Origin of the sequence: Rhizobium sp. RCC_161_2 (genome assembly GCF_041355235.1) — a bacterium.
Lineage (GTDB): Bacteria > Pseudomonadota > Alphaproteobacteria > Rhizobiales > Rhizobiaceae > Rhizobium.
This window is the reverse complement of the sequence record NZ_JBFUPL010000013.1, coordinates 1-19,814: the sequence shown is the minus strand read 5'-3', so window position 1 is coordinate 19,814 and position 19,814 is coordinate 1. Positions and strand designations below refer to the sequence as shown.

Annotated in this window: 18 protein-coding genes; 9 read left to right on the top strand and 9 right to left on the bottom strand. The window is 59.0% G+C overall.

The genetic code is table 11. The features are described from left to right. Positions 1–1,050: a phosphotransferase gene (locus AB6803_RS27230; protein WP_371111820.1), complete on the bottom strand. Its 1,050-nt coding sequence runs from the start codon at positions 1,048–1,050 to the stop codon at positions 1–3. Between the two features lie 201 nt (positions 1,051–1,251). On the opposite strand from AB6803_RS27230, the gene AB6803_RS27225 reads away from it, so the two are divergent. The 6 genes from AB6803_RS27225 to AB6803_RS27200 all read left to right on the top strand — a co-directional run bounded on the left by AB6803_RS27225 (position 1,252) and on the right by AB6803_RS27200 (position 7,141). Further along, positions 1,252–1,932: a GntR family transcriptional regulator gene (locus tag AB6803_RS27225; RefSeq protein WP_371111819.1), complete on the top strand. Its 681-nt coding sequence runs from the start codon at positions 1,252–1,254 to the stop codon at positions 1,930–1,932. A 74-nt stretch (positions 1,933–2,006) separates the two neighbouring features. Further along, positions 2,007–2,747 (top strand): SDR family NAD(P)-dependent oxidoreductase, encoded by a 741-nt coding sequence (locus AB6803_RS27220; protein ID WP_371111818.1) that lies wholly within the window; start codon positions 2,007–2,009, stop codon positions 2,745–2,747. A gap of 215 nt (positions 2,748–2,962) precedes the next feature. Further along, on the top strand, positions 2,963–4,003 hold the full coding sequence (locus AB6803_RS27215) for an ABC transporter substrate-binding protein (protein WP_371111817.1): 1,041 nt from the start codon (positions 2,963–2,965) through the stop codon (positions 4,001–4,003). Between the two features lie 97 nt (positions 4,004–4,100). Then, a complete protein-coding gene (locus AB6803_RS27210) occupies positions 4,101–5,180 on the top strand; it encodes an ABC transporter ATP-binding protein (protein WP_371111816.1) in 1,080 nt (359 codons plus the stop codon). After that, positions 5,177–6,355, top strand: coding sequence for an ABC transporter permease (locus AB6803_RS27205; protein ID WP_371111815.1), 1,179 nt, complete (start codon positions 5,177–5,179; stop codon positions 6,353–6,355). Before AB6803_RS27210 ends, AB6803_RS27205 begins: the two co-directional genes overlap by 4 nt. Before the next feature lie 3 nt (positions 6,356–6,358). Beyond that, positions 6,359–7,141 (top strand): ABC transporter permease, encoded by a 783-nt coding sequence (locus AB6803_RS27200; RefSeq protein ID WP_371111814.1) that lies wholly within the window; start codon positions 6,359–6,361, stop codon positions 7,139–7,141. A 285-nt stretch (positions 7,142–7,426) separates the two neighbouring features. Here the strand turns inward: AB6803_RS27200 and AB6803_RS27195 are convergent, their stop codons facing one another. The 7 genes from AB6803_RS27195 to AB6803_RS27165 form a co-directional block, all read right to left on the bottom strand. Next, positions 7,427–8,416 (bottom strand): ABC transporter ATP-binding protein, encoded by a 990-nt coding sequence (locus tag AB6803_RS27195; protein ID WP_371111813.1) that lies wholly within the window; start codon positions 8,414–8,416, stop codon positions 7,427–7,429. After that, positions 8,413–9,417, bottom strand: a complete 1,005-nt coding sequence (locus AB6803_RS27190) for an ABC transporter ATP-binding protein (RefSeq protein ID WP_371111812.1) — start codon at positions 9,415–9,417, stop codon at positions 8,413–8,415. Before AB6803_RS27190 ends, AB6803_RS27195 begins: the two co-directional genes overlap by 4 nt. Continuing rightward, positions 9,414–10,892 (bottom strand): amidohydrolase family protein, encoded by a 1,479-nt coding sequence (locus AB6803_RS27185; RefSeq protein ID WP_371111811.1) that lies wholly within the window; start codon positions 10,890–10,892, stop codon positions 9,414–9,416. Before AB6803_RS27185 ends, AB6803_RS27190 begins: the two co-directional genes overlap by 4 nt. Next, positions 10,889–12,082 carry an amidohydrolase family protein gene (locus tag AB6803_RS27180; protein WP_371111810.1) on the bottom strand — a complete coding sequence of 398 codons (1,194 nt, stop codon included), beginning with the start codon at positions 12,080–12,082 and terminating at the stop codon, positions 10,889–10,891. The genes AB6803_RS27185 and AB6803_RS27180 overlap by 4 nt, the downstream gene beginning before the upstream one ends. 9 nt (positions 12,083–12,091) lie before the next feature. After that, complete coding sequence (locus AB6803_RS27175; protein ID WP_371111809.1) at positions 12,092–13,051, bottom strand: ABC transporter permease; 960 nt, start codon at positions 13,049–13,051, stop codon at positions 12,092–12,094. A 16-nt stretch (positions 13,052–13,067) separates the two neighbouring features. Continuing rightward, on the bottom strand, positions 13,068–14,033 hold the full coding sequence (locus AB6803_RS27170) for an ABC transporter permease (RefSeq protein ID WP_371111808.1): 966 nt from the start codon (positions 14,031–14,033) through the stop codon (positions 13,068–13,070). Between the two features lie 91 nt (positions 14,034–14,124). Continuing rightward, the gene (locus AB6803_RS27165; RefSeq protein WP_371111807.1) at positions 14,125–15,681 is read right to left on the bottom strand and encodes an ABC transporter substrate-binding protein; all 1,557 of its coding nucleotides are present in this window, start codon (positions 15,679–15,681) and stop codon (positions 14,125–14,127) included. Positions 15,682–15,946: 265 nt separating this feature from the next. Between AB6803_RS27165 and AB6803_RS27160 the strand changes: the two genes are divergently transcribed. Together AB6803_RS27160 and AB6803_RS27155 are read left to right on the top strand one after the other, a co-directional pair. Next, the gene (locus AB6803_RS27160; RefSeq protein WP_051696709.1) at positions 15,947–16,633 is read left to right on the top strand and encodes a GntR family transcriptional regulator; all 687 of its coding nucleotides are present in this window, start codon (positions 15,947–15,949) and stop codon (positions 16,631–16,633) included. A gap of 66 nt (positions 16,634–16,699) precedes the next feature. Further along, positions 16,700–17,365: a flavin reductase family protein gene (locus AB6803_RS27155; protein WP_371111806.1), complete on the top strand. Its 666-nt coding sequence runs from the start codon at positions 16,700–16,702 to the stop codon at positions 17,363–17,365. 150 nt (positions 17,366–17,515) lie between these two features. Here the strand turns inward: AB6803_RS27155 and AB6803_RS27150 are convergent, their stop codons facing one another. Then, entirely contained in the window at positions 17,516–18,232 is a 717-nt protein-coding gene (locus AB6803_RS27150; protein ID WP_371111805.1) for an IS6 family transposase, read from the bottom strand. Positions 18,233–18,566: 334 nt separating this feature from the next. On the opposite strand from AB6803_RS27150, the gene AB6803_RS27145 reads away from it, so the two are divergent. Then, complete coding sequence (locus AB6803_RS27145) at positions 18,567–19,424, top strand: hypothetical protein (protein WP_371111804.1); 858 nt, start codon at positions 18,567–18,569, stop codon at positions 19,422–19,424. Positions 19,425–19,814 lie beyond the last annotated feature (390 nt).

The window sequence follows — 19,814 nt, the reverse complement described above, 5'->3', positions numbered from 1 at the left end:
TCAAGCCTCGCAAAGGTTCGGCACGAGCGTCTTCAGCCGCGCCGGTGTTAAATCGGATATGTTAAGTATGCCCTGCCAGGCAGAGGCGTGGTTGCGCATGATATAGCTGGCGTTCTCGGGCACCCGTGCCGAGCGCCATTCGGCAATGATGACCGACATCGCAAGCCGCGCCCGCGTCAGCACCGGCAGAAGCTCCAGTTCGGCGGGTTCAAGCGCGCGGGCAGAAAGATAACCCGCCAGAAAGGCACCAATCCGCGCAGCCCAGTTATCCGTTGCCAGGTGATAAGAAAGCGCCACGGCAAGATCGTTGACGAGCGGCGCATGCACCATGTCGCCGAAGTCGATGATGCCGACGACCTCGGTCTGCTTTTCCGGGTTGAGCAGGATATTGTGCGGATTGAAGTCGTTGTGGATGATCTGGCGACGCCCAAGCCCATTGATCGCAGACATTGCACCCTCGAATTCGCGAAGTATGGCCCCGACCCGTGCGCGGCGCTCCGGCGCGACATGGTCGATAACGTTGGCGAGATCGAGCGTGTGGGAAATGTCCCACATCAGCTTTCCGGCTGGCGGACGTCCATTGTAGTTTTCGAGGCCAACGCCAAGCGCTGCCAACGCCCGGCCGACATTCCGGCTCTGCGCTTCGCAATTTTGCGTGCGGTACTGCAATTCGCCGCGAAGGAAGGTGAGCAAGCGTATGATGCGTGGACCGTCAGACATCTCCAGCGTGTGGCTGCGTTTGCCGGCATTTGTGAAGACGAGCCGCGGCACGGGGACGGCGGGGGCGACGGATGCCAGATGCAACAGTGCGCCATCCTGAAATTCGAGCGCGACCGGATCTTCTGCCGGGTTGGCAATCTTGAGAACGAACTCCGTTCCGTCGTCGCGCGTAAACAGAAAGGTCTCGTCGCGCTCGCTGGAAAGACGCTTTGCCGTGCCGGAAAGGCCATAGATATCGCTGACCGCGGCTTCTGCATCGGCGAGCCCTGTCACATTCCATGTTGCCAGCATGGCGTCCTTTTTCTCGATGGCAGTCGATGGCTTCGTCATGCGTCCTCCATTAGGCGTTGTTTTCTGCATCCACCTTGTTGTCACTGCTTTCCCGGAGTTGTGTTACCCGTGGAAACTTGATTTCGCAGTCGAGCGCCCACGTCTTGTCGATCACAATATCACCGTGCTCGAAAACGGTGCTTGCAACACGCCAAATAAGATGCATCAAGTATCTTATTGCGCAATTTTTTGGACCAGTCCATGCCTGAATTTCCCATACTGGAATACGAGAACCTGAACAGTGCGGTTTACGGCAAGCTGTGCGATGCCTTGATCCGGGGGCAATTCCAGCCAGGTGATCGGCTGAAGATCCGCGATCTCGCCGAGCAATTCGGCACGAGCGTTACGCCTATCCGCGATGCCATCCTGCGGCTGGCCAATGACGAGGCGATCATCTTCCGCTCGCCACGTGATATCCGAATTCCAGGCCTGAGCGAGAGCCGTTACAAGGAAATTCGAGCAATCCGTGTACGGCTTGAAGGATTGGCTGCGGAAACCGCCGCGCAAATGGTGACGAGTGCCGACATCGTGGCGTTGGAAGGTATTTTGCATGAAAACGAACAGGCAATCGCCAATGGCGACCGGTTGAGAGGCACGGAACTCAACCAGGCCTTCCACTTCATGCTGCCGAAAATTGCCGGACTTCCGCTTCTGAACGGCATCCTGCGGCGGCTCTGGCTGCAGATGGGCCCACACATATCGCACGCATATCTTCAAGGTGGGCGGACGATGATCGACCATCACTATCCGGTCATCGACGCCTTGAAGCGCCACGATTCTGCGGCTGCTTCCATGGCAATCGTCGATGATATTCTGCTCGGCGGGAAGCCTATACTGGAACGCCTCGAGCGGAAAAACGAGCGTCAGTCGCGACAGGGATAAGCTTTCGAGAGAGAAGGCTTGCATTTCACCGATTTCGAATTACGATGCATCAAACATCAACAGAGAATGCTCAAATGACCGAAGAACGGCGTTACATGTTGTTGACAGGTGCAAGCCGCGGCATAGGCCATGCCACGGTAAAGCTGTTTCAATCGAAGGGCTGGCGTATACTCACAGTGTCACGCCAACCTTTCTCCGAGGAATGCGCCTGGCCGTCGGCTCGCGAAAGCCATATTCAGGCGGACCTTTCCGACCTGACGCAGATTGATCGCCTCGCCGCAACCGTACGGGAACGTCTCCCCAATGGCCGGCTGCATGCGCTGGTCAACAATGCCGGTATTTCACCGAAGGGGCCAGAAAAGAGCCGCCTCGGCGTCATGGGCACGGACGCCGACATCTGGACGCAGGTGCTCAACGTCAATGTCGTATCGACGGCGCTGATCGCCCGCGCGCTGATTCCCGAGCTTGAAGCGGCCAAGGGGTCGATCGTCAACGTCACCTCCATTGCGGGAACGCGGGTCCATCCATTTGCCGGCGTCGCCTATGCGGCGTCCAAGGCGGCTCTTGGCTCGCTCACACGGGAAATGGCGCATGAATTCGGCCGCCGCGGCGTCAGAGCGAACGCCATCGCGCCCGGTGAAATCGAGACATCGATCCTGTCGCCGGGGACTGACGCCCTGGTTGCTGCGGAAGTGCCCCTGCAGAGGCTGGGTGACCCGCGTGAGGTCGCGGAAACCATTTACTTTCTCTGCACAGAGCCATCGTCCTACATCAACGGCGCCGAAATCCACATCAATGGAGGCCAGCACGTCTGACACCGGTCAATGCGCCGTCGACCGGCAATGATCGCAATGGATCTATCGGCTGAAGGCACCCAAGGGGAAATGGGTATGCAACAACCGGAAGATTGCCCGACATCGATACGCCAAAGGCGACGGTGGGCAGCGATTTGCATGAAGAAATGATCATCGGAACAGGGCCGATCGGTTCCTGCAATAACCAAGAAAAGGGGAATGCAATGAAAGCTCTCATGAAACCCGGAGTTCTAGCGGCCGTGATCGTCGTAGTGTCCGCAAGCCTCGTCTCGCCAGCATTTGCGCGGGACCTGACTGTCGTCTCCTGGGGCGGCAGTTATCAGGATGCGCAGCGCAACATCTACTTCAAACCCTTCGCTGAAAAGACGGGCAAACCGGTTCTGGACGAGGCTTGGGATGGTGGCATCGGCGTCATCCAGTCGAAGGTCAAGGCGGGCGTGCCGAACTGGGATGCGGTTCAGGTGGAAGCCGAAGAATTGGCGCTTGGCTGTGCGGACGGTCTCTATGAGAAGATTAATTGGGACAAGATGGGCGGCAAGGACAAGTTTCTCGACTCCGCCGTCAATGATTGTGGCGTGGGCGCCATCGTCTGGTCGACCGCAATTGCCTATGATGGCGACAAGCTGAAGGAAGGCCCCAAAACTTGGGCCGATTTCTGGGATGTGAAGAAATTCCCCGGCAAGCGCTCGCTGCGCAAGGGACCGAAATACACGCTCGAATTCGCACTGCTCGCAGATGGTGTTTCGAAGGACAAACTCTATGATGTCTTGGCCACGGAAGAGGGCGTGGCGCGTGCGTTCAAGAAACTCGACGAACTGAAGTCCAACATTATCTGGTGGGAATCGGGTGCGCAGCCTCTTCAGTTCCTGGCATCAGGTGAAGTCACGATGACATCGGCCTATAATGGCCGTATCACCGGCATAAACCGCTCTGAAGGCAAGAATTTCAAGGTAGTCTTTCCCGGCAGCATCTACGCTGTCGACAGCTGGGTGGTGTTGAAAGACGCTGAGAACAAGGATGCCGCGCAGGACTTCATCGCCTTCGCAAGCCAGCCCGAAAACCAGGCCAAGCTACCGGAATTCGTCGCCTACGGCCTGCCTAACAAGGATGCCGCAGCCAAGGTCCCGGAGAGATTTGCCAAGGATCTGCCGACCGATCCGGCAAATATGACCGACTCGATACCGCTGAATGTCGATTTCTGGATCGACAATTCGGAAACGCTGACGCAGCGCTTCAACGCTTGGCTTGCCCAGTAGGAACATCCGCGCAAAAGGGTGCCGGGCAGGTACCCTCCTCCTCTTGCCAGACGCGATCTCCCGTTTTTTTGGGGAGCGCCGCCTTCTGCCTCAAGTGATGGAGTCTTCCGTGGCGGAATTCATTCGATTTGACAATATTACGAAATTTTATGGCCCACTCTGCGTGGTCGAAAATCTTGATCTCAGCATCGATAAGGGCGAGTTCGTCAGTCTGCTCGGCCCGTCTGGCTCCGGTAAAACGACGCTGCTCATGATGCTTGCCGGTTTCGAGCAGGCTACCTCCGGCAATATTCTGCTGGACGGAACCGCCATCAATAACGTGCCTACCTACAAGCGCGACATGGGCGTCGTGTTTCAGAGCTACGCACTGTTTCCACATATGTCGGTCGGCGATAATGTCGCCTTTCCGCTCCAAATGCGCGGCATGAACAAAGCAGACATTGCAAAACGCGTGGCGCGGGCGCTGGACATGGTACAGCTATCGGCCTTCACGACCCGCCGCCCATCTCAATTGTCCGGTGGCCAGCAGCAGCGCGTGGCACTGGCCCGTGCATTGGTCTTCGAACCGCGTGTCGTTCTCATGGACGAGCCGCTCGGCGCGCTCGACAAGCAATTACGCGAACAGATGCAGCTCGATATCCGCGACCTGCATCGCCGGCTCGGCCTTACCATCGTCTTTGTTACGCATGATCAGTCGGAAGCGTTGACCATGTCAGACCGCGTTGCCGTTTTCAACAAGGGCAAGATCGAACAGATCGGAACGCCGCGACAGGTCTATGACGAACCGGCGACGCGCTTTGTCGCGGAATTCATCGGAGAAACCAATCTGGTCGAAGGCGTAATTGAAGTGGTTCAAGCAGGACAAGCGCTTGTGCGCCTGTCCTCCGGCGCTGAAGTCGTATCGGCTGTTTCCGCCACGGTTTCCCCCGGCCAGACAGTGTATGTGTCCATACGCCCCGAACGGGTCGATCTCAGCGAGACGCGAGGGGACGCCCGAAACTGTCTGGAAGCGGAGGTCGCCGACTCGGTCTATCAGGGGGATCATCTGCGTGTTCAGTTGCAGAATGCATCGCATCAGCTGATCGCGAAGCTTGGCCGGCGATCGCGGGAGTTTCAGCCAGGCACCAAAGTCTACGCCGCCTTTTCGGCAGATGATTGTCGGGTCATTTCGCCATGAGTGCCCTGACGTCCCGAACCGGCCGGTCGCTGCTTCTGCTGGCGCCACTGCTTATTTTCCTCCTCGGTTTTTTTGTCTGGCCACTGTTCAGCATGATGTCGCTATCGGTGTCCGACACCGCCGTCCTGCGCCTCCTGCCGCGTAGCGCCGAAGTGCTGCCGGACTGGGACCGGGTCTCACCGCCGACCAGTGCCATGCAGACCGCTCTGATGGAAGATTTGAAGGCTGTCGCCGACGATCAGGCGCTCGGCGACATGGTGCGCCGCCTCAACAGCGCTCGCTCCGGTTTCCGCACGCTCATGTCGAAGACCACCAGCGCGCTCCGCGACACGGCAAACCCGCCTGCCGATCTCGTTGCCATCGACAAGCGCTGGGAGAAGCCGGAATTCTGGCTGGCAATCGCCGATGCGCTCTCGCCGCTGACTGATCGCAACCTGCTGGCGGCCGTCGATCTCGGCCGCAACGCAACGGGTCAGATCGAACAACTGCCCGTCGACCAGTCAGTCAACCGCGTCATTCTCATTCGCACATTCTGGATCGCCGCCCTCGTTACGTTCGCCTGTGCATGCATCGGTTTTCCCTATGCAATCATCGCCGTTTCGCTCACCGGCTGGAAGCGCGACCTGATGCTGGGAGCTGTATTGCTGCCGCTCTGGACCTCGCTTCTTGTACGCACAGCCGCCTGGTTCATCTTGTTGCAGGAGAAAGGGTTGATCAACGATGCCTTGCAAATGCTTGGCCTGATCAATGCTCCGCTGCCGCTGATCTTCAACCGCACGGGCGTGATCATCGCCATGACCCATGTGCTGCTGCCGTTCATGGTGCTGCCGATCTATTCGGTTCTGATCACCATTCCGAAGAACCTCATGCCGGCGGCCGCATCACTCGGCGCTCATCCGCTGCGCGCCTTCCTGCGCGTGCTTCTGCCGCTCAGTCTGCGTGGAGTCGCCTCCGGTAGCCTGCTCGTGTTCATCTCAGCCATCGGCTACTACATCACGCCCGCGCTGATCGGTGGGCCGGGTGATCAGATGATCTCATCGATCATCGCGTTTTATGCCATCGGGTCGGCAAACTGGGGCATGGCCGGCGCACTGGGCGTCGTGTTGCTGCTCGCGACATTGCTTCTCTACAGCGTCTATGCGCGGCTCTCTGCCGACGAATCGGAAAGGTATTAGGCGATGCCGATGAAGCTCACCAAATTCGCTTTCGCGTCGATGACGATGCTCTTTCTCGTGGCGCCTCTCATTGCCATTCTGCCGCTTGCCTTCACCTCGAGTGTCATCCTCACCTATCCCATCCCATCCTGGTCCCTGCGCTGGTTCGAAGAGCTGTTCACGGCGGATGCCTGGCGGCGGGCCATCGTCAACAGCCTCATCATTGGAACGGGTACGACATTGCTCGCGACCGCGCTCGGTACGTCCGCGTCCCTCGGTTTGCGCAACCGGCTTATCTTTTTTCGTGGAACGATGCGCACGCTCTTTCTCCTGCCGATGGTCGTGCCGGCGGTCGTGCTGGGTGTCGGAATGCAGGTGCTACTTGCGCGCTTCGGCCTGACAAACAGCTATGCGGGCGTCATTATCGCGCACACCGTCGTTGCCGTCCCCTTTGTCGTAGTCAGCGTGACAGGCGCGCTCGCCGGTATCGACAAACGCGTAGAACTCGCCGCGGAAAGCCTTGGCGCTTCGCCCATAAGAGTCCTTCGACGCGTCACTCTGCCGCTTGCCATGCCAGGCGTCCTGTCCGGAGCCGTCCTGGCATTCGCAACCTCGCTCGATGAGGTCGTCTTGACGCTCTTTGTCGCTGGCCCGAACCAGCGCACATTGGCCCGGCAGATGTTTTCCAGCATCCGAGAAAATATAAGCCCTGCAATCGCAGCCGCTGCATTCCTATTCATCGCCGTGACACTCGTCGTCGGCCTCATTGTGATGTTGTCGCGTTTCACATTGGCAAAACGACAATAGAGGCGAGACGCCCATTCGAACCTACTGCCTCTGAAGAACCCAACGCACGGCCGTCGAACATGCATGAAAGCGATTGCTATGTCCCAATGCGAAATTCGAGAAGGGCTTTGCGCCTCACGAGTCAAATAAATTATTGATATTGTCTATTTGTAATGTTCGCGTGGCGGTTCAAATCTCATCAAGACCGCCAGACTAGCGTTGCTTCGATTTCGTTCGCATGCAAGCCCATACCGGTATCGCTGCTAACAGCTGGGGAACCGTCACACAAATTGAGGAGGACCCCGACTAAATGCCAAGCGATATTTGTGCCATTTCCTCCGCGAAATGGCACAGGACTTTTCCGCCACCCATGCGTTGGCGTGGCGTTGGGGCAGCAGTTTTGCAAATATCCTGGGCCATGGGACAGCGCGGGTGAAATGTGCATCCCGCCGGCGGGTTGAGGGGGCTGGGGGGCTCGCCCCCCATCAGCGTGCGCGCCCTGTTTGGCGCCAGCACATCGGGTATCGTCTGAAGGAGAAGCTGGGTGTAGGGATGTTGCGGATTGGCAAAGAGTGCCTCCGTTTCCGCCTCCTCGACAATACGGCCCAGATACATTACGGCAATCCTGTCGGCCATGTGACGCACGACGGCAAGGTTGTGGCTGATGAACAGATAGGTCAGTCCGAGTTCGTCCTGAAGCCGGCGCATTAGATTGAGAATTTGCGCCTGGACGGAAACGTCCAGCGCGGAGGTGGGCTCATCGCAGACAAGGAATTCCGGCTCGCCGGCCAATGCGCGGGCAATCGAAATTCTCTGTCGCTGGCCACCAGAAAACTCGTGTGGATACCGCCTGGCGTCATCGGGCGAAAGCCCGACGATGCGCAGCAGCTGCGATACTCTTTCGGTAATCTCGGCAGTCGACGCTCTCAGTTTGAACTCACGGATCGGCTCGGCGATGATATCGCCCACGCGCCATCGGGGATTGAGGCTCGCATGGGGATCCTGGAAGATCATCTGCGCTTCCATCGGCTTGCCATTGGCGGAGCTGCCGAAGACAATTGCGCCCTCCGTCGGCTCATGCAGTCCTGTCACCAGACGCGCGACCGTCGACTTGCCGCAACCGGATTCGCCGACAAGCGCGAGGCACTTGCCCTTTTTCACGGTGAAGGTCACGTCTTGAACGGCCTGCAGATATCGTCTGGGCTTGCGCTCGATCACCCGGTTCAACCATGGAGCCGAGACCTCGAAGACACGGGTCAGCTGGTCGACTTCGAGAGCGTTTTCGACATCTCTCATTGGACACCTCCTTCGATCAGCCAGCAGGCGGCTGCACCATGCTCATCCGCCTGAGTGAGCGATGGTCGTTCGATGCGACAGCGCGGCATCACATCCCGACAGCGAGGATTGAACGCACATCCGGAAGGCATGGCGTTCAGGCGCGGCATGGCGCCATCGATCTGCGCAAGTGTCTCAAGCCGCGCGCCAAGCGCCGGGATCGAAGCCATGAGCCCACGCGTGTAGGGATGCTTGGGACGCGCGAGGACTTCCGCCACGGGACCGATCTCGACGACGCGACCGGCGTACATCACCGCAACGCGGTCGGCGGTCTCTGCAATGACGCCCATGTCGTGGGTGATCAACATGACCCCCACCCCCTGTTCGACGCAAAGGCGACGCAGCAATGCTGTGATCTGCGCCTGGATCGAAACGTCCAGCGCCGTTGTCGGCTCGTCGGCGATGATCAGTCGAGGGTTGCCCGCCAGAGCCAGTGCGATGACAACGCGCTGGCGCATTCCGCCCGAAAACTGATGCGGATAGTGGTCCACCCGCTCTTCCGCGCCGGGAATGCCGACATGCTTCAGCAGTTCGATAGCCCGAAGCCGAGCGGCGGCTTTGTCAATGTTGCAATGCAATCGAACGGTTTCGACGATCTGCTGTCCGACGGAAAAGAGAGGGTTGAGCGATGTCAGAGGGTCCTGGAAGATGGCCCCCACCTTGCGTCCCCGAACCTTCTCCATCTGCCTCTCGTTCAGGCTATCGGTGCGCTGACCGGCAATGCTGATTTCGCCGGCGATGACGCGACCCGGCGGTTCCAGCAGGCCCAGCACGGCCATCCCTGTCATCGATTTGCCTGCCCCGGATTCGCCAACGACGCCCAAGATTTCTCCAGGAGCGATCGTCAACGAGACATCGGACAAAGCGGCAAGCGTTCCCCGTCGGGTCGGAAATTCGACCGAGAGGCCGGATACCACAAGTGCTGGTTCATAAGCCGTTTGGATCTGGGCCGTTTGCGTCATTGCTGCTCCAGGGCTGGGTAGCTTGGTGGGAAAATCGAACTGACCGGCGGGTGCCGATAGGTTCGCTCCGGATAGAGGGAGACCAGGCTGTCGAATTGCGCTTGCGCTCTGGCGCGCGCGGCCGCCAGATCCATTCCGGCAACTGCGCCATCGCGCATCGAGATGCGCCCGTCGACGATTGTTGCCTTGGTGACGCGGCCGGTCGCCCCATAGATCAGCGTCTGAACCGGATCGATGCGGGGCGCGATCATGGCATCGCTCATGTCGAAAACGGCGATATCGGCCTTTGCGCCGGGTGCAATTCGGCCGAGATCGGGGCGCTTCAGCGCATCGGCGCCGGCAATTGTTGCCGAGTCATAGAATTCGGATGCGGATGCAGCGTCACCTTTGCCCTCGGTGATGCGATTGGCCATCAGGCCGACGGCAAGGTTCAAGACCATGTCCGGCGGGGCAGTGTCGGTGCCCATGCCGATACGGATGCCCATCGCCTTGAGGCGCGAATAGGATTTGAGTGCCGATCCGTGGCGTGCCGATACAAGCGGACAGTGCGCGACCGTTACGCCACTATCGGCATAGAGGGCGAGGTCCTCGTCCGTTGCGACCGTTGCATGCGGCGCGATCAGGCGAGAGGAAAGCAATCCGAGATCGGCGAGCCAGCGTGGTGCCGTGACGCCGTGCAGTCTTCGCATAGTCTGAAGTTCCATGTCGCCCTGGGCCATATGCAGCCGTACCGGCAAGTCAAGGTCGTCCGCTCGGGCGAAGGTTTGCCTGAGCAAACTCTCCGTGCACGTCTCGACCCTGTCGGGTGCAAACATGCCGGAGATCAGACCATCCGCATGGCCATGGATGCGGCGGGCAAAGTCTGTGGCTTCAGTGAGTTCCGCAAGGCCTCGGGCTTCATCGAAGACCGTCTGCATGGTGCCGGCTTCGTCGAGGACCACGCCGCCGCTACGATAGGCCGGTCCCAGCCAGACGCGCAGCCCGAGATCGTCGGCTGCCTGAGCGGCTGCTTGGAATTCGGTAACGGTCTCTCCCCAGGCCCGGTAGAAAAGCGATGCGATCGGCAGCGCGGACGTGATCCCGTTCAGTAAAAGTTGCGCGAAGGCATAGCGCTTCTGGAACGCCAGTTCTTCGGCTGTATACATCTCGCGGGATTGCGCCGCATAATCGGCGGGCCACACCCGCCCTTTCTTCCAGCCCGGCTGGTTGTCCATGGCAAGCACGGTGGTATCGAGGTCGGAAAGCGCGTCGAGATCCACGAAGCCGGGGCCAATGAAGGCCTCCCCCATGTCATATCGGGCCACAAGCTCACCGGCGAAGCGATGTCCGACCCAGACGATGCGATCCCGCTCGATGACGATTTCGCCGTTCTCGATCAGCCGCCGTCCGTCCGGTGTGTCCGCAATGATAAATCGCGCTGTCAGCGCCCAGCGTCCTTGCGGACGGTGCCCGAGCGGAAGATCCGACCAGCTCATGGGCGTTCTCGCAGGCTTTTGCCATCACGGGCGACGACGTTTCCGGCGGTGACGACCAGCTTTCTGGGCGCATGGGTGACGATTGCCTCGGCAAGCGTTTCCCCTTCGACCAGCACGATATCGCCACGTCCGCCCAGGGCGATTTCATGGCCGGTCCTCTCCATCACAACCGCGCCGCCGGTTGTGCAGACATGCAAGGCCAGCGGGAGTTCGTCATCGCGGCGCAGATTGTTTTTCATGCCGAGAAGCATGGCGCGCTCGAGCATGTCGCCGTTGCCATAGGGACCCCAGGTGTCGCGGAAGCCGTCGACGCCGGCGCCAAAGCGGACGCCTGCCGCCAGAAGCCGTTTCAGGGATGGCGTCTCTCGGGATGGCGGCGCCGTTGTCAGGATTGGGATGTCGAGTTCGGCGCATGTGTCGATCAGCCCCTGCGTCATGTTCCAATCCGGGTGGCCGAGGCAAAAGGCGTGGCTGACGGCGACCTTGCCCTGCAGCCCGAGCGCGCGGACGCGTTCGAAAATCATCTCCATGGAAAAAGCGCCCAGTTCGCCGGACTCGTGCAGATGAATGTCTATGCCCTTGCCGTGCCTTTGCGCGATGGAAAAGATCGTATCGAGATGGCCCTTGGGGTCCTTGTCCATGCCACAGGGGTCAAGGCCGCCGACAAGATCCGCACCCATTGCCATCGCCCGATCCAGCAACTCTGCCGTGCCTTGCCGGCGCATCAGCCCTGACTGGGGAAACGCAACGATCTCGATTTCGACAATGCCGGCAAGCTGCCTGCGAGTCTCCATGACGCCTTCCAGCGCAACGAGGCCCTGGTCGGTGTCGATATCGACATGGGTCCGGATTAGCGTTGTTCCGTAGCCGACGGACTGCAGCGACTGGCGCATGGACTGGGTGTGGGCATCCAGCCCGAGATCACGTTTGACCTGTCGCTCGTTGTCGATCTTGTCGATGAGTCGCGGCCCGACTTCATTGACATACCAAGGATAGCCGAGCAGCGACTTGTCGAGATGGGTATGGGCATCGACGAGGCCGGGAATGGCGATGTGCCCGCCGGCATCTTCGACCGTTATACCTTCGGCTGCGATGTTCTGGCCGATGGCGGCAATACGGCCGTCCACGATCAGGATATCGGTGAGGTCCTTGCCCATGGGGCGCGTGTTGGTGATGAGAAGCTTGTTCATGTGACGTCCTCAGCGCAGTTTGGGGTTGAGTGCATCGCGCAGCCAATCCCCCAGGATATTGATCGAGACAACCAGCAGGCAGAGCTGAATGGCCGGGAACAGGACGATCCACCACAGTCCCGAGAACAGGTATTCGTTGCCGATGCGGATCAAGGTGCCGAGCGATGGCTGCTCGACGGGCATACCGACACCGAGGAAGGAAAGTGTCGCCTCGATGAGAATCCCGAAGCCGAAATTGAGAGTTGCGGTCACCAGCAGCGGCGTGGTCGTATTCGGGAGGATATGCCTCAGCATGATCCGCCGCGCTGGCACGCGGATCAACCGGGCCGCCTGCACATACTCCTTGTTGCGTTCGACCATCGTCAGAGCGCGCACGGTGCGGGCATATTGCACCCAGGCCGAAAGCGAGATGGCAAACACGATCACTGACGATGCGCCGGCGTCGCGCAGTCCGGGTGGCAGCATCTGACGCGCCATGGCCGAAACCAGGATGGCGATCAGCATCGTCGGCATCGAAAGAAGGACGTCGCCCGCCCGCATCAGCAAACCGTCGGCCCACTTTCCATAGTAGCCTGCGACGAGACCGAGCGTGGCCCCGACCGCCAGCGAGACGGCGACAGAGGCTGCGCCGATCACGATCGAAGCGCGAGATCCATAGAGGATAGCCGAAAGCACATCGCGGCCCTGAAGATCGGTGCCCAACAAGTACGGCCACTGGCCATCTGCGCTCCAGATCGGCGGCAACTGGGCGTTCAGCAAATCGAGAGATGCCAGGTCATACGGATTCTGCGGCGCGATCCATGGTGCCAGAAATGCCGATGCCAGCAGCAAAGTCAGGACAATGGTGGCAACGATGGCGGAGGGATGCTTCTTGAAGCTCCACCACAGGTCCGTATCGGCGATGCGGTGGCGAAGGGAGGGGGGCCGGGACACGGGTTTCGTCGGATTGGCCGTTTCGATGCCGCTCATGGGGTGCTCCTCTCGGTCAGGCTTTGCGCAGACGCGGATCGACGACCGCATAGGCGACATCAACGAAGGTGTTCAGGACGACAAAGATGAAAGCCACGATGCAGAGATAGGCGGCCATCACAGGGATATCGACGAAGGTGACTGCCTGCATGAACAGCATGCCCATGCCGGGCCATTGGAAAACGGTCTCCGTGACCAGGGCAAAGGCGATGAGATTGCCAATCTGCATTGCCGTCAAAGTAATGACGGGCATCAGACAATTTTTCAGTGCATGACGAAACCACAGCGACCGGCGCCGAACGCCGCGGGCGCGGGCGAACTTGATGAAGTCCGAACGCAGGGTTTCCAGCATCTCGGCGCGAACAAGCCGCATGACAAGCGTGATCTGGAAGAGCGATAGTGAGAGTGCAGGCAGCACCAGCGCAGCGCGCCCGGAAGAGGTGAGCAGACCTGTTGACCACCAGCCGATCTGGACGATATCGCCGCGCCCATAGCCGGGTAACCATCCAAGAGACACGGAAAACACCAGGATCAACAGAATGCCGACAAGAAAGCTCGGCAGGGAGATTCCGATCACGGAGGTGAATTGAAGTCCTTCCGCCCACCATCTTCCGCGCCCGATGGCGGTGAAGACACCAAGCGGAATGCCGACGACGAGCGAGATGATCGTAGCGATGAGCACAAGCTCGAATGTCGCCGGAAACCGCTCGCCGATCAGCTTGATGACATCCTGCTGGTTTCGATAGGAAAGCCCGAATTCGCCCTGGGCCGCCTTGACGACGAAGCGGGCATATTGCGTCAGGAATCCGTCGTTCAAGCCGAGCCTGGTGCGCAGTTCGTCATGTTCGGCCTGCGTGGCACTTTCGTTCATCATCATTTCGACGGGATCGCCGACGAAACGGAAAATCATGAAAGCGATGAAGGTGACGGTCAACATCACGAGGATCGCATTGCCGATGCGCTTTACGAGGAAGGCGATCATTGCGCTTTCCGTCCCTGGTTTTGAGCGAGCCCGATTTTTCGTGAGGGAGGCCCGCCGCCGTAGGTAGGGTGCGGTGGGCCAGATTGCATCGTTACTTCTTCACAAGCCATAGGCGGGGAAGGTTGTCGGCAAAGAGCGGCAGGTCCGCGACCTTGTTCGCCGTCGCCCAGGTCAAAGGCTGCTGGTGCAACGGGATCATCAGCACATGTTCCTTGGCAACCTTGAGGGATGACGCTTCCAGTGCCAGGCGCTTGGTTTGATCGAGTTCGACTGCCGAGGCTTCCGTCAGTCTGTCGAATTCGCTGTCCGACCAGCCGCCCCAGTTGAAGATGCCATATGTGCCGCCCTTCGTGTGGAGGACCTGCGAGGTGAGGCTGTAGGTGTCGAGCATCGGGAGGGTCGCCCAGCCGAGCGTGTAGACATCGACCTGCCCATTCGAGCGCTTCGGCGTCTGGACTGCGCGGGGTCCCTGGTCAAGCTTCGGCTTCAGCCCGATACGCGACCACATGGAAGCCACGGCCTGGCAGATCTGCTCTTCGTTGACGAGCGTGTCGGTGCAGTTGAAGTCGAAGGCGAAATCCGCAGCGCCCGCCTCCTTCAGGAGCGCCTTCGCCTTTTCCAAGTCGGGCTGCAGCGGCGTATCGAGCGCGGCGTCGTAGCCCGGAATCTGCGGTGCGACGAGCGTGCCGGCGTTGCGGGACTTTCCGCGCATGACCTTCTTCTTGATGAGGTCAAGGTCGATCGCGAGCTGCATCGCCTGACGGACGCGCACGTCTTTCATCGGGTTGGGAGCGCCGGAAAGAAGCGTGTCGCGCTGGCTGAAGCCGATCATGACCGTGCGCAGGTCGGTGCCCTCGAGAAGCTTGACGTTCGGCGATGCCTGCAGGCGAGGGATGTCCTGAACGGGCGCCTTGTCCGTGAAGTCGATATCGCCGGCCAACAGCGCCGCCACGCGTGTCGCGTCTGAGGCAATCGGTGTGAACTCGATCCGATCGATATTGTGCTGCGGCTTGTCCCACCAGCCATCGAACTTGACGAAAACGGTCTTGGCGTCGGGCTGGCGGCTCTCGATTTTGAAGGGACCGGTGCCGTTGGCATGATAGGTCGCGTAGCCTTCTACGCCCGATCCGACGTCGGTCGGGGCCTCGGTATTGTTGTCCTTCAGCCAGCCGGCATCGAAGATGTAGATCGTTGTCAGGTCATTGAGAAGGAGAGGGTAGTTTGGCGTGACATCGATTTCGATCGTATGGGCGTCGATGACCCGCGATCCCTTATAGGCAGGAATGTTGCCCTTGAGCGGTGATTTCGGATCGCTGGCGCGCACCAGCGACGCCTGCACGTCTTCCGCAGTAAAATCGGCGCCGTTGTGAAACTTGACGCCTTCGCGGAGCTTGAAGCGCCAGGTCGTCGGCGAAACAACGTCCCAGGATGTCGCAAGCGCAGGCTCGATCTTCAGGTTGCGATCGTAGCGCACCAAACCTTCGTATACGTGATTGAGCACTCCGAGCGTAAAACTGTCGCCATACGAATCGGGATCAAGAGAACCCAGGTCGCGTGATGCTCCCCAGCGAAATGTCTCCGCTCCGGCTGGCATGGCCAGGCCGAGCAATAAGGCTCCGGCGAGAAGTAGTCTTCCAATTCTGATCATGCTGTTCCCCGATCTTTGTATTGTATGCAATTTTTGCTCAAAATCCGCGATTTTCTGACGAAAATGGCATGATTGCGCCAATGTCAGCGTCGGTGTTCAAACTGAAATCTTAATTTGCTTGCAGAGCGTATCAAAATTCGTATTCTAGATCGTATGCAATATCAACATAAATTTGCATGCGATTTTTATCCGTTTATGGCAGACAAAAATTGTGCATATAGAAGCGCAATGAAAAGCGCCGCCAAACCACGGGATGGAGACCTCTATGTCCACGAACCAGACGCGTAGTGATGCCATTTACGCTTCCCTGAGACGGGCGATCCTTGAGCAGGCGCTGAAGCCTGGGGTTAAGTTGCCGGAGGATTCCATCGGCGACACCTTCGGCGTCAGCCGTACGAGCGCTCGCAATGCGCTTGTGCGCCTGGTTTCCGACGGTCTGGTCGAGATCAAGCCCAACCGGGGTGCCTCGGTCGCCATGCCGACATTGGAGGAAGCACATGAGGTCTTCGCGCTACGCCGTTGCCTGGAGCGAGAAGTCATCGAGCGGCTCTGCACGCGCATGCCGAAAGACGGGATCGATGCATTGATATCGCATGTCCGCGAAGAGGAGCGCGCGCTGCGGTCGTCCTCGCCGCGGTCAATCCGGCTGGCCGGGGAGTTTCACATTCTGCTGGCCGAACTGACCGATTCGAAGCTGTTGATCGACTTCATCAGCCGGGTCGTGTCCCGCTCCTCACTCATTCTTGCCCGGTTCGGCCGACCCCATTCCGCCGAATGCGGCATCGATGAGCACATCCAGCTTATTGAGGCTCTGAAGCAGCTCGATCGCGCGCGCGCGACGGAAATCATGGATCACCACCTCCACGCCGTCGAAGACCGCGCGCGTGTCGATGAGGATGATGCGCCTGATGTCGGGGAGATATTGAGCCGCTACCTGGCTGTTTCCGACTAACGACAAAGACATCTCGGCATCGTTGTAAAAGTGGGCCATGCCGGAGACGACAAGGAAAATATAACAATGACGGTGCCCAAGAGCCTGCCCAGTGCAGCTGATTTTACGCGGTTCGATTTTGGTTCGCTGACACCGCGTGAGTGTTACAAATTGCTGATCGGCACTGTCGTGCCGCGTCCCATCGCCTGGGTGACCACGGTCGATACTCAAAATCGCGTCAATGCGGCTCCGTTCAGCTTTTTTGGCGTCCTGTCTGCCGATCCGCCGATCCTGGCGATTGGCGTCGAAAATCACGGCGATCTGAGCTTCAAGGATACCGGGCATAACATCCGCCATACCGGCGAGTTCACCGTGAACATCGTTGGAGCCGAAAACCTGGATGCCATGAATGTGACTGCCGTCCCATTTCCCGCCGGCGTTGACGAACTCGAACGCGCAGGGCTTACGGCTTTGCCAGGTACTCATGTTCGCTCTCCCTATATCGCGGAGGCACCGGCGGCTTTCGAGTGCCGCCGCCATGTGACCTTGCAGGTTGGCGGCTCGCGAGAGATTGTCATCGGAGAGGTGCTGGCACTGCACATCAGATCGAACCTCGTCAACGAGCGTCTGCATATCGACCCGAAAGGCCTGAATGCCCTCGGCCGAATGGGTGGCCACGGCTATGTCAGAACAGGCGAAACGTTCGATCTGCCAACGATGTCGCTGGATGAGTGGACCGCGGGGATCAGTTGAGGAAGCGATTTTCACGCTGACGGGGTATTCAAAGTCTGTGTGTCGGTCCCGGACTTGGCAGCGCCGATCTCGGCCGGCCGATCGAGATGGTCGCCGATGGCCCTGTAAACTTAACGCTGCGAAGCCATGATTTAGGATTATGCCTTGGGATCAGGCGACCTGCAGATGGGCGATCTCGCTCCACATCTGCATCGCGGCCCCTCGCAGTTCGCGATGGTTAGCGGATGAAATGTCGTGGCGGGGAATTTGAAAGAGGTTGGCGATCGGGTCGTGGATGGAAACGAAGCGTTGAAGCTGTTGCACCGGCTTGAAGCGCTTCATGATCCGTTCCCGTCTTCGGATCGGCTGATGGGAGTTTTCAGCCGGATTGTTCAGGCCCATGTGCGAGCGATATTCGACGCCGGGCATGATCTCCCGCTTCGCCGCACCATAGGATCGAAGCTTGTCGGTGATCATCACACATGGCGAACGGCGTTGTCCTTTCAGAAGCTTTCTCATCAACCGCTTTGCAGCCTTGGCGTTGCGGCGGCTTTGCGCCAGCACGTCAAGGACAAAGCCATGCTGGTCAACGGCACGCCATAACCAGTTTTTCTTGCCGGCGATGGTGATGACAACCTCATCGAGGTGCCAGATGTCGCCGAGCCTGCCGGCTGATCGCTTGTGGATATCATTGGCAAAGTGTCTGCCGAACTTCTCTGCCCACAGCCTCACGGTCTGGTGTGAGACGATGACGCCGCGCGCTGCCAGCATATCCTCGACCATCCGCAGACTGAGCGGAAACCGGAAATAGAGCCAAACGGCATAGGCAATAACGGCGGCTGTAAATCGGTGGCGACGGTACAGAGGATCACGGGCAAGTCTGGTCATGCTGCCAATTCACACATTTCGATCGCCGCCCGGTTAATGTGACAGTGCCCCCCGATGTCATCGAGATTGCGTCAGACCCATTCTTCAGAGCCGGTTCACAACCCGATAAACGATCCGTGCATCAACGCTAGGAACCACCACACCGCACCGACTTGACGTCAAACTCTATTCTCTCCAAAGATCAAATCGGCCTTAGGCAAGCGAAAGTGTCCGGCTTCATGTCGGAATCATCGTCCGGCATCACTGGAATGCGCACCCAATGGCAGACCACCGTTTCCCCTCTTGCGTGGGCGAACGAACCAGCATCGCGCGTCGATTTCAGAAGGCTTCATAAATGGCAAATTACGTATTCCTCAACTCATCTGAGTGGCCTCGTATGCCGTCGGGTGAAGCTGGCGAGTGGCGGAAGTTCTGGCGTGATGGCCGCAGCGAGCTGGAAGCCAAAAACGGGATTCCGCTGTTATGGTGGTGTCTGTTCGGGGAAACCGATATCGTCCGCGCCCGGATCATCGACAATTTTGACATCGATGATCCGGATGGAGAGCGTGAGAATTTCAAGGTGGAATCGGGCTATTCCGAGGATGTGACCTACCCTTACCTGGTCACGAGCCGTGAGCAGGCGCTCATTCGGCTGACCCGGCGGCGCGAACTCGTGCTGAGGGGTATCGGTGAGAAATACGCTCCCATCTATGATGGCTTTGTCGAGTTGATGGAGCGCGATTTTGGACCCTTTATCCTTGTCCGAACGGCTGGCCTTCCCGATCCTGAGGACGCAGAGTCCTGGCTACGAGAAACCGCCGGCTCCATGGACCGACTCGAGGACGGTCCGACGCCGATTTTTGAGAGCATGGTGGCAGATTTCAACACGTGGCAAAATTCCGACCCGATCTGGCTACTTAGCGGAGCGGGCGCAGATGCCTGGCCAACGCCTGCGCTTGCCTCGGTATTCCCAAATGGTCGAAAGCCAGCGCGGGATGCGTCGGATGCCTCCACTTCTGACAGCTATGCCTCAAGCAACCCCGCTCGTTCCAACATGCTGCCCAAGTTCGTCGTGGAATGGATCGGGCCTTTGTTTGTGGGCGGCTGCACCGTTATCGCTTATCTATGGACGCGGTCCATCGCGCTAGGCGCGCTCGCCTTCGTGGTATCAGTGGCCTTGTTTGCCTTATTGGTTACGAAGTTCAATCGCTAGTCCAGTAGCTTGTGCTGAAGAGGAGCCAAAGACATGCTCAAAGATCCATCTTGGTCGAGCCGCGATTCATGTCTCTGATCGGCTATGGCTGTCATGAGGCAATACGTCTTCCCGTCCTCCGGTTGCCAGGGAATTCCAAGTGCGGCTTCGTCGATATGGAATTGGGCGGCCGCATTTTTGCTTCGCCAAGAAGTTCTCATTTGAAATTGAGGCAAGGGCGTTTTCTTCAACTCGGAAGACAGGGAAAAGTGCAGCTGCTCAGTGGTTGACGTCTAGGGCGCGGTGAATCCCCGGTTCGCTTCCGTTCAAGACCTCAAGGCGAGCGAATTAACCTCACCTCCACTAATCTTCCAGCCTGAGCGTTCGGCGCTGGGGTCCAAAAACGGCGAG

What these genes read in the sequence shown, in the direction of transcription:
- AB6803_RS27230 (WP_371111820.1), bottom strand. Translation starts at nt 1,050, where the DNA reads ATGACGAAGCCATCGACTGCCATCGAGAAAAAGGACGCCATGCTGGCA.
- AB6803_RS27225 (WP_371111819.1), top strand. Translation starts at nt 1,252, where the DNA reads ATGCCTGAATTTCCCATACTGGAATACGAGAACCTGAACAGTGCGGTT.
- AB6803_RS27220 (WP_371111818.1), top strand. Translation starts at nt 2,007, where the DNA reads ATGACCGAAGAACGGCGTTACATGTTGTTGACAGGTGCAAGCCGCGGC.
- AB6803_RS27215 (WP_371111817.1), top strand. Translation starts at nt 2,963, where the DNA reads ATGAAACCCGGAGTTCTAGCGGCCGTGATCGTCGTAGTGTCCGCAAGC.
- AB6803_RS27210 (WP_371111816.1), top strand. Translation starts at nt 4,101, where the DNA reads ATGGAGTCTTCCGTGGCGGAATTCATTCGATTTGACAATATTACGAAA.
- AB6803_RS27205 (WP_371111815.1), top strand. Translation starts at nt 5,177, where the DNA reads ATGAGTGCCCTGACGTCCCGAACCGGCCGGTCGCTGCTTCTGCTGGCG.
- AB6803_RS27200 (WP_371111814.1), top strand. Translation starts at nt 6,359, where the DNA reads ATGCCGATGAAGCTCACCAAATTCGCTTTCGCGTCGATGACGATGCTC.
- AB6803_RS27195 (WP_371111813.1), bottom strand. Translation starts at nt 8,416, where the DNA reads ATGAGAGATGTCGAAAACGCTCTCGAAGTCGACCAGCTGACCCGTGTC.
- AB6803_RS27190 (WP_371111812.1), bottom strand. Translation starts at nt 9,417, where the DNA reads ATGACGCAAACGGCCCAGATCCAAACGGCTTATGAACCAGCACTTGTG.
- AB6803_RS27185 (WP_371111811.1), bottom strand. Translation starts at nt 10,892, where the DNA reads ATGAGCTGGTCGGATCTTCCGCTCGGGCACCGTCCGCAAGGACGCTGG.
- AB6803_RS27180 (WP_371111810.1), bottom strand. Translation starts at nt 12,082, where the DNA reads ATGAACAAGCTTCTCATCACCAACACGCGCCCCATGGGCAAGGACCTC.
- AB6803_RS27175 (WP_371111809.1), bottom strand. Translation starts at nt 13,051, where the DNA reads ATGAGCGGCATCGAAACGGCCAATCCGACGAAACCCGTGTCCCGGCCC.
- AB6803_RS27170 (WP_371111808.1), bottom strand. Translation starts at nt 14,033, where the DNA reads ATGATCGCCTTCCTCGTAAAGCGCATCGGCAATGCGATCCTCGTGATG.
- AB6803_RS27165 (WP_371111807.1), bottom strand. Translation starts at nt 15,681, where the DNA reads ATGATCAGAATTGGAAGACTACTTCTCGCCGGAGCCTTATTGCTCGGC.
- AB6803_RS27160 (WP_051696709.1), top strand. Translation starts at nt 15,947, where the DNA reads ATGTCCACGAACCAGACGCGTAGTGATGCCATTTACGCTTCCCTGAGA.
- AB6803_RS27155 (WP_371111806.1), top strand. Translation starts at nt 16,700, where the DNA reads ATGACGGTGCCCAAGAGCCTGCCCAGTGCAGCTGATTTTACGCGGTTC.
- AB6803_RS27150 (WP_371111805.1), bottom strand. Translation starts at nt 18,232, where the DNA reads ATGACCAGACTTGCCCGTGATCCTCTGTACCGTCGCCACCGATTTACA.
- AB6803_RS27145 (WP_371111804.1), top strand. Translation starts at nt 18,567, where the DNA reads ATGGCAAATTACGTATTCCTCAACTCATCTGAGTGGCCTCGTATGCCG.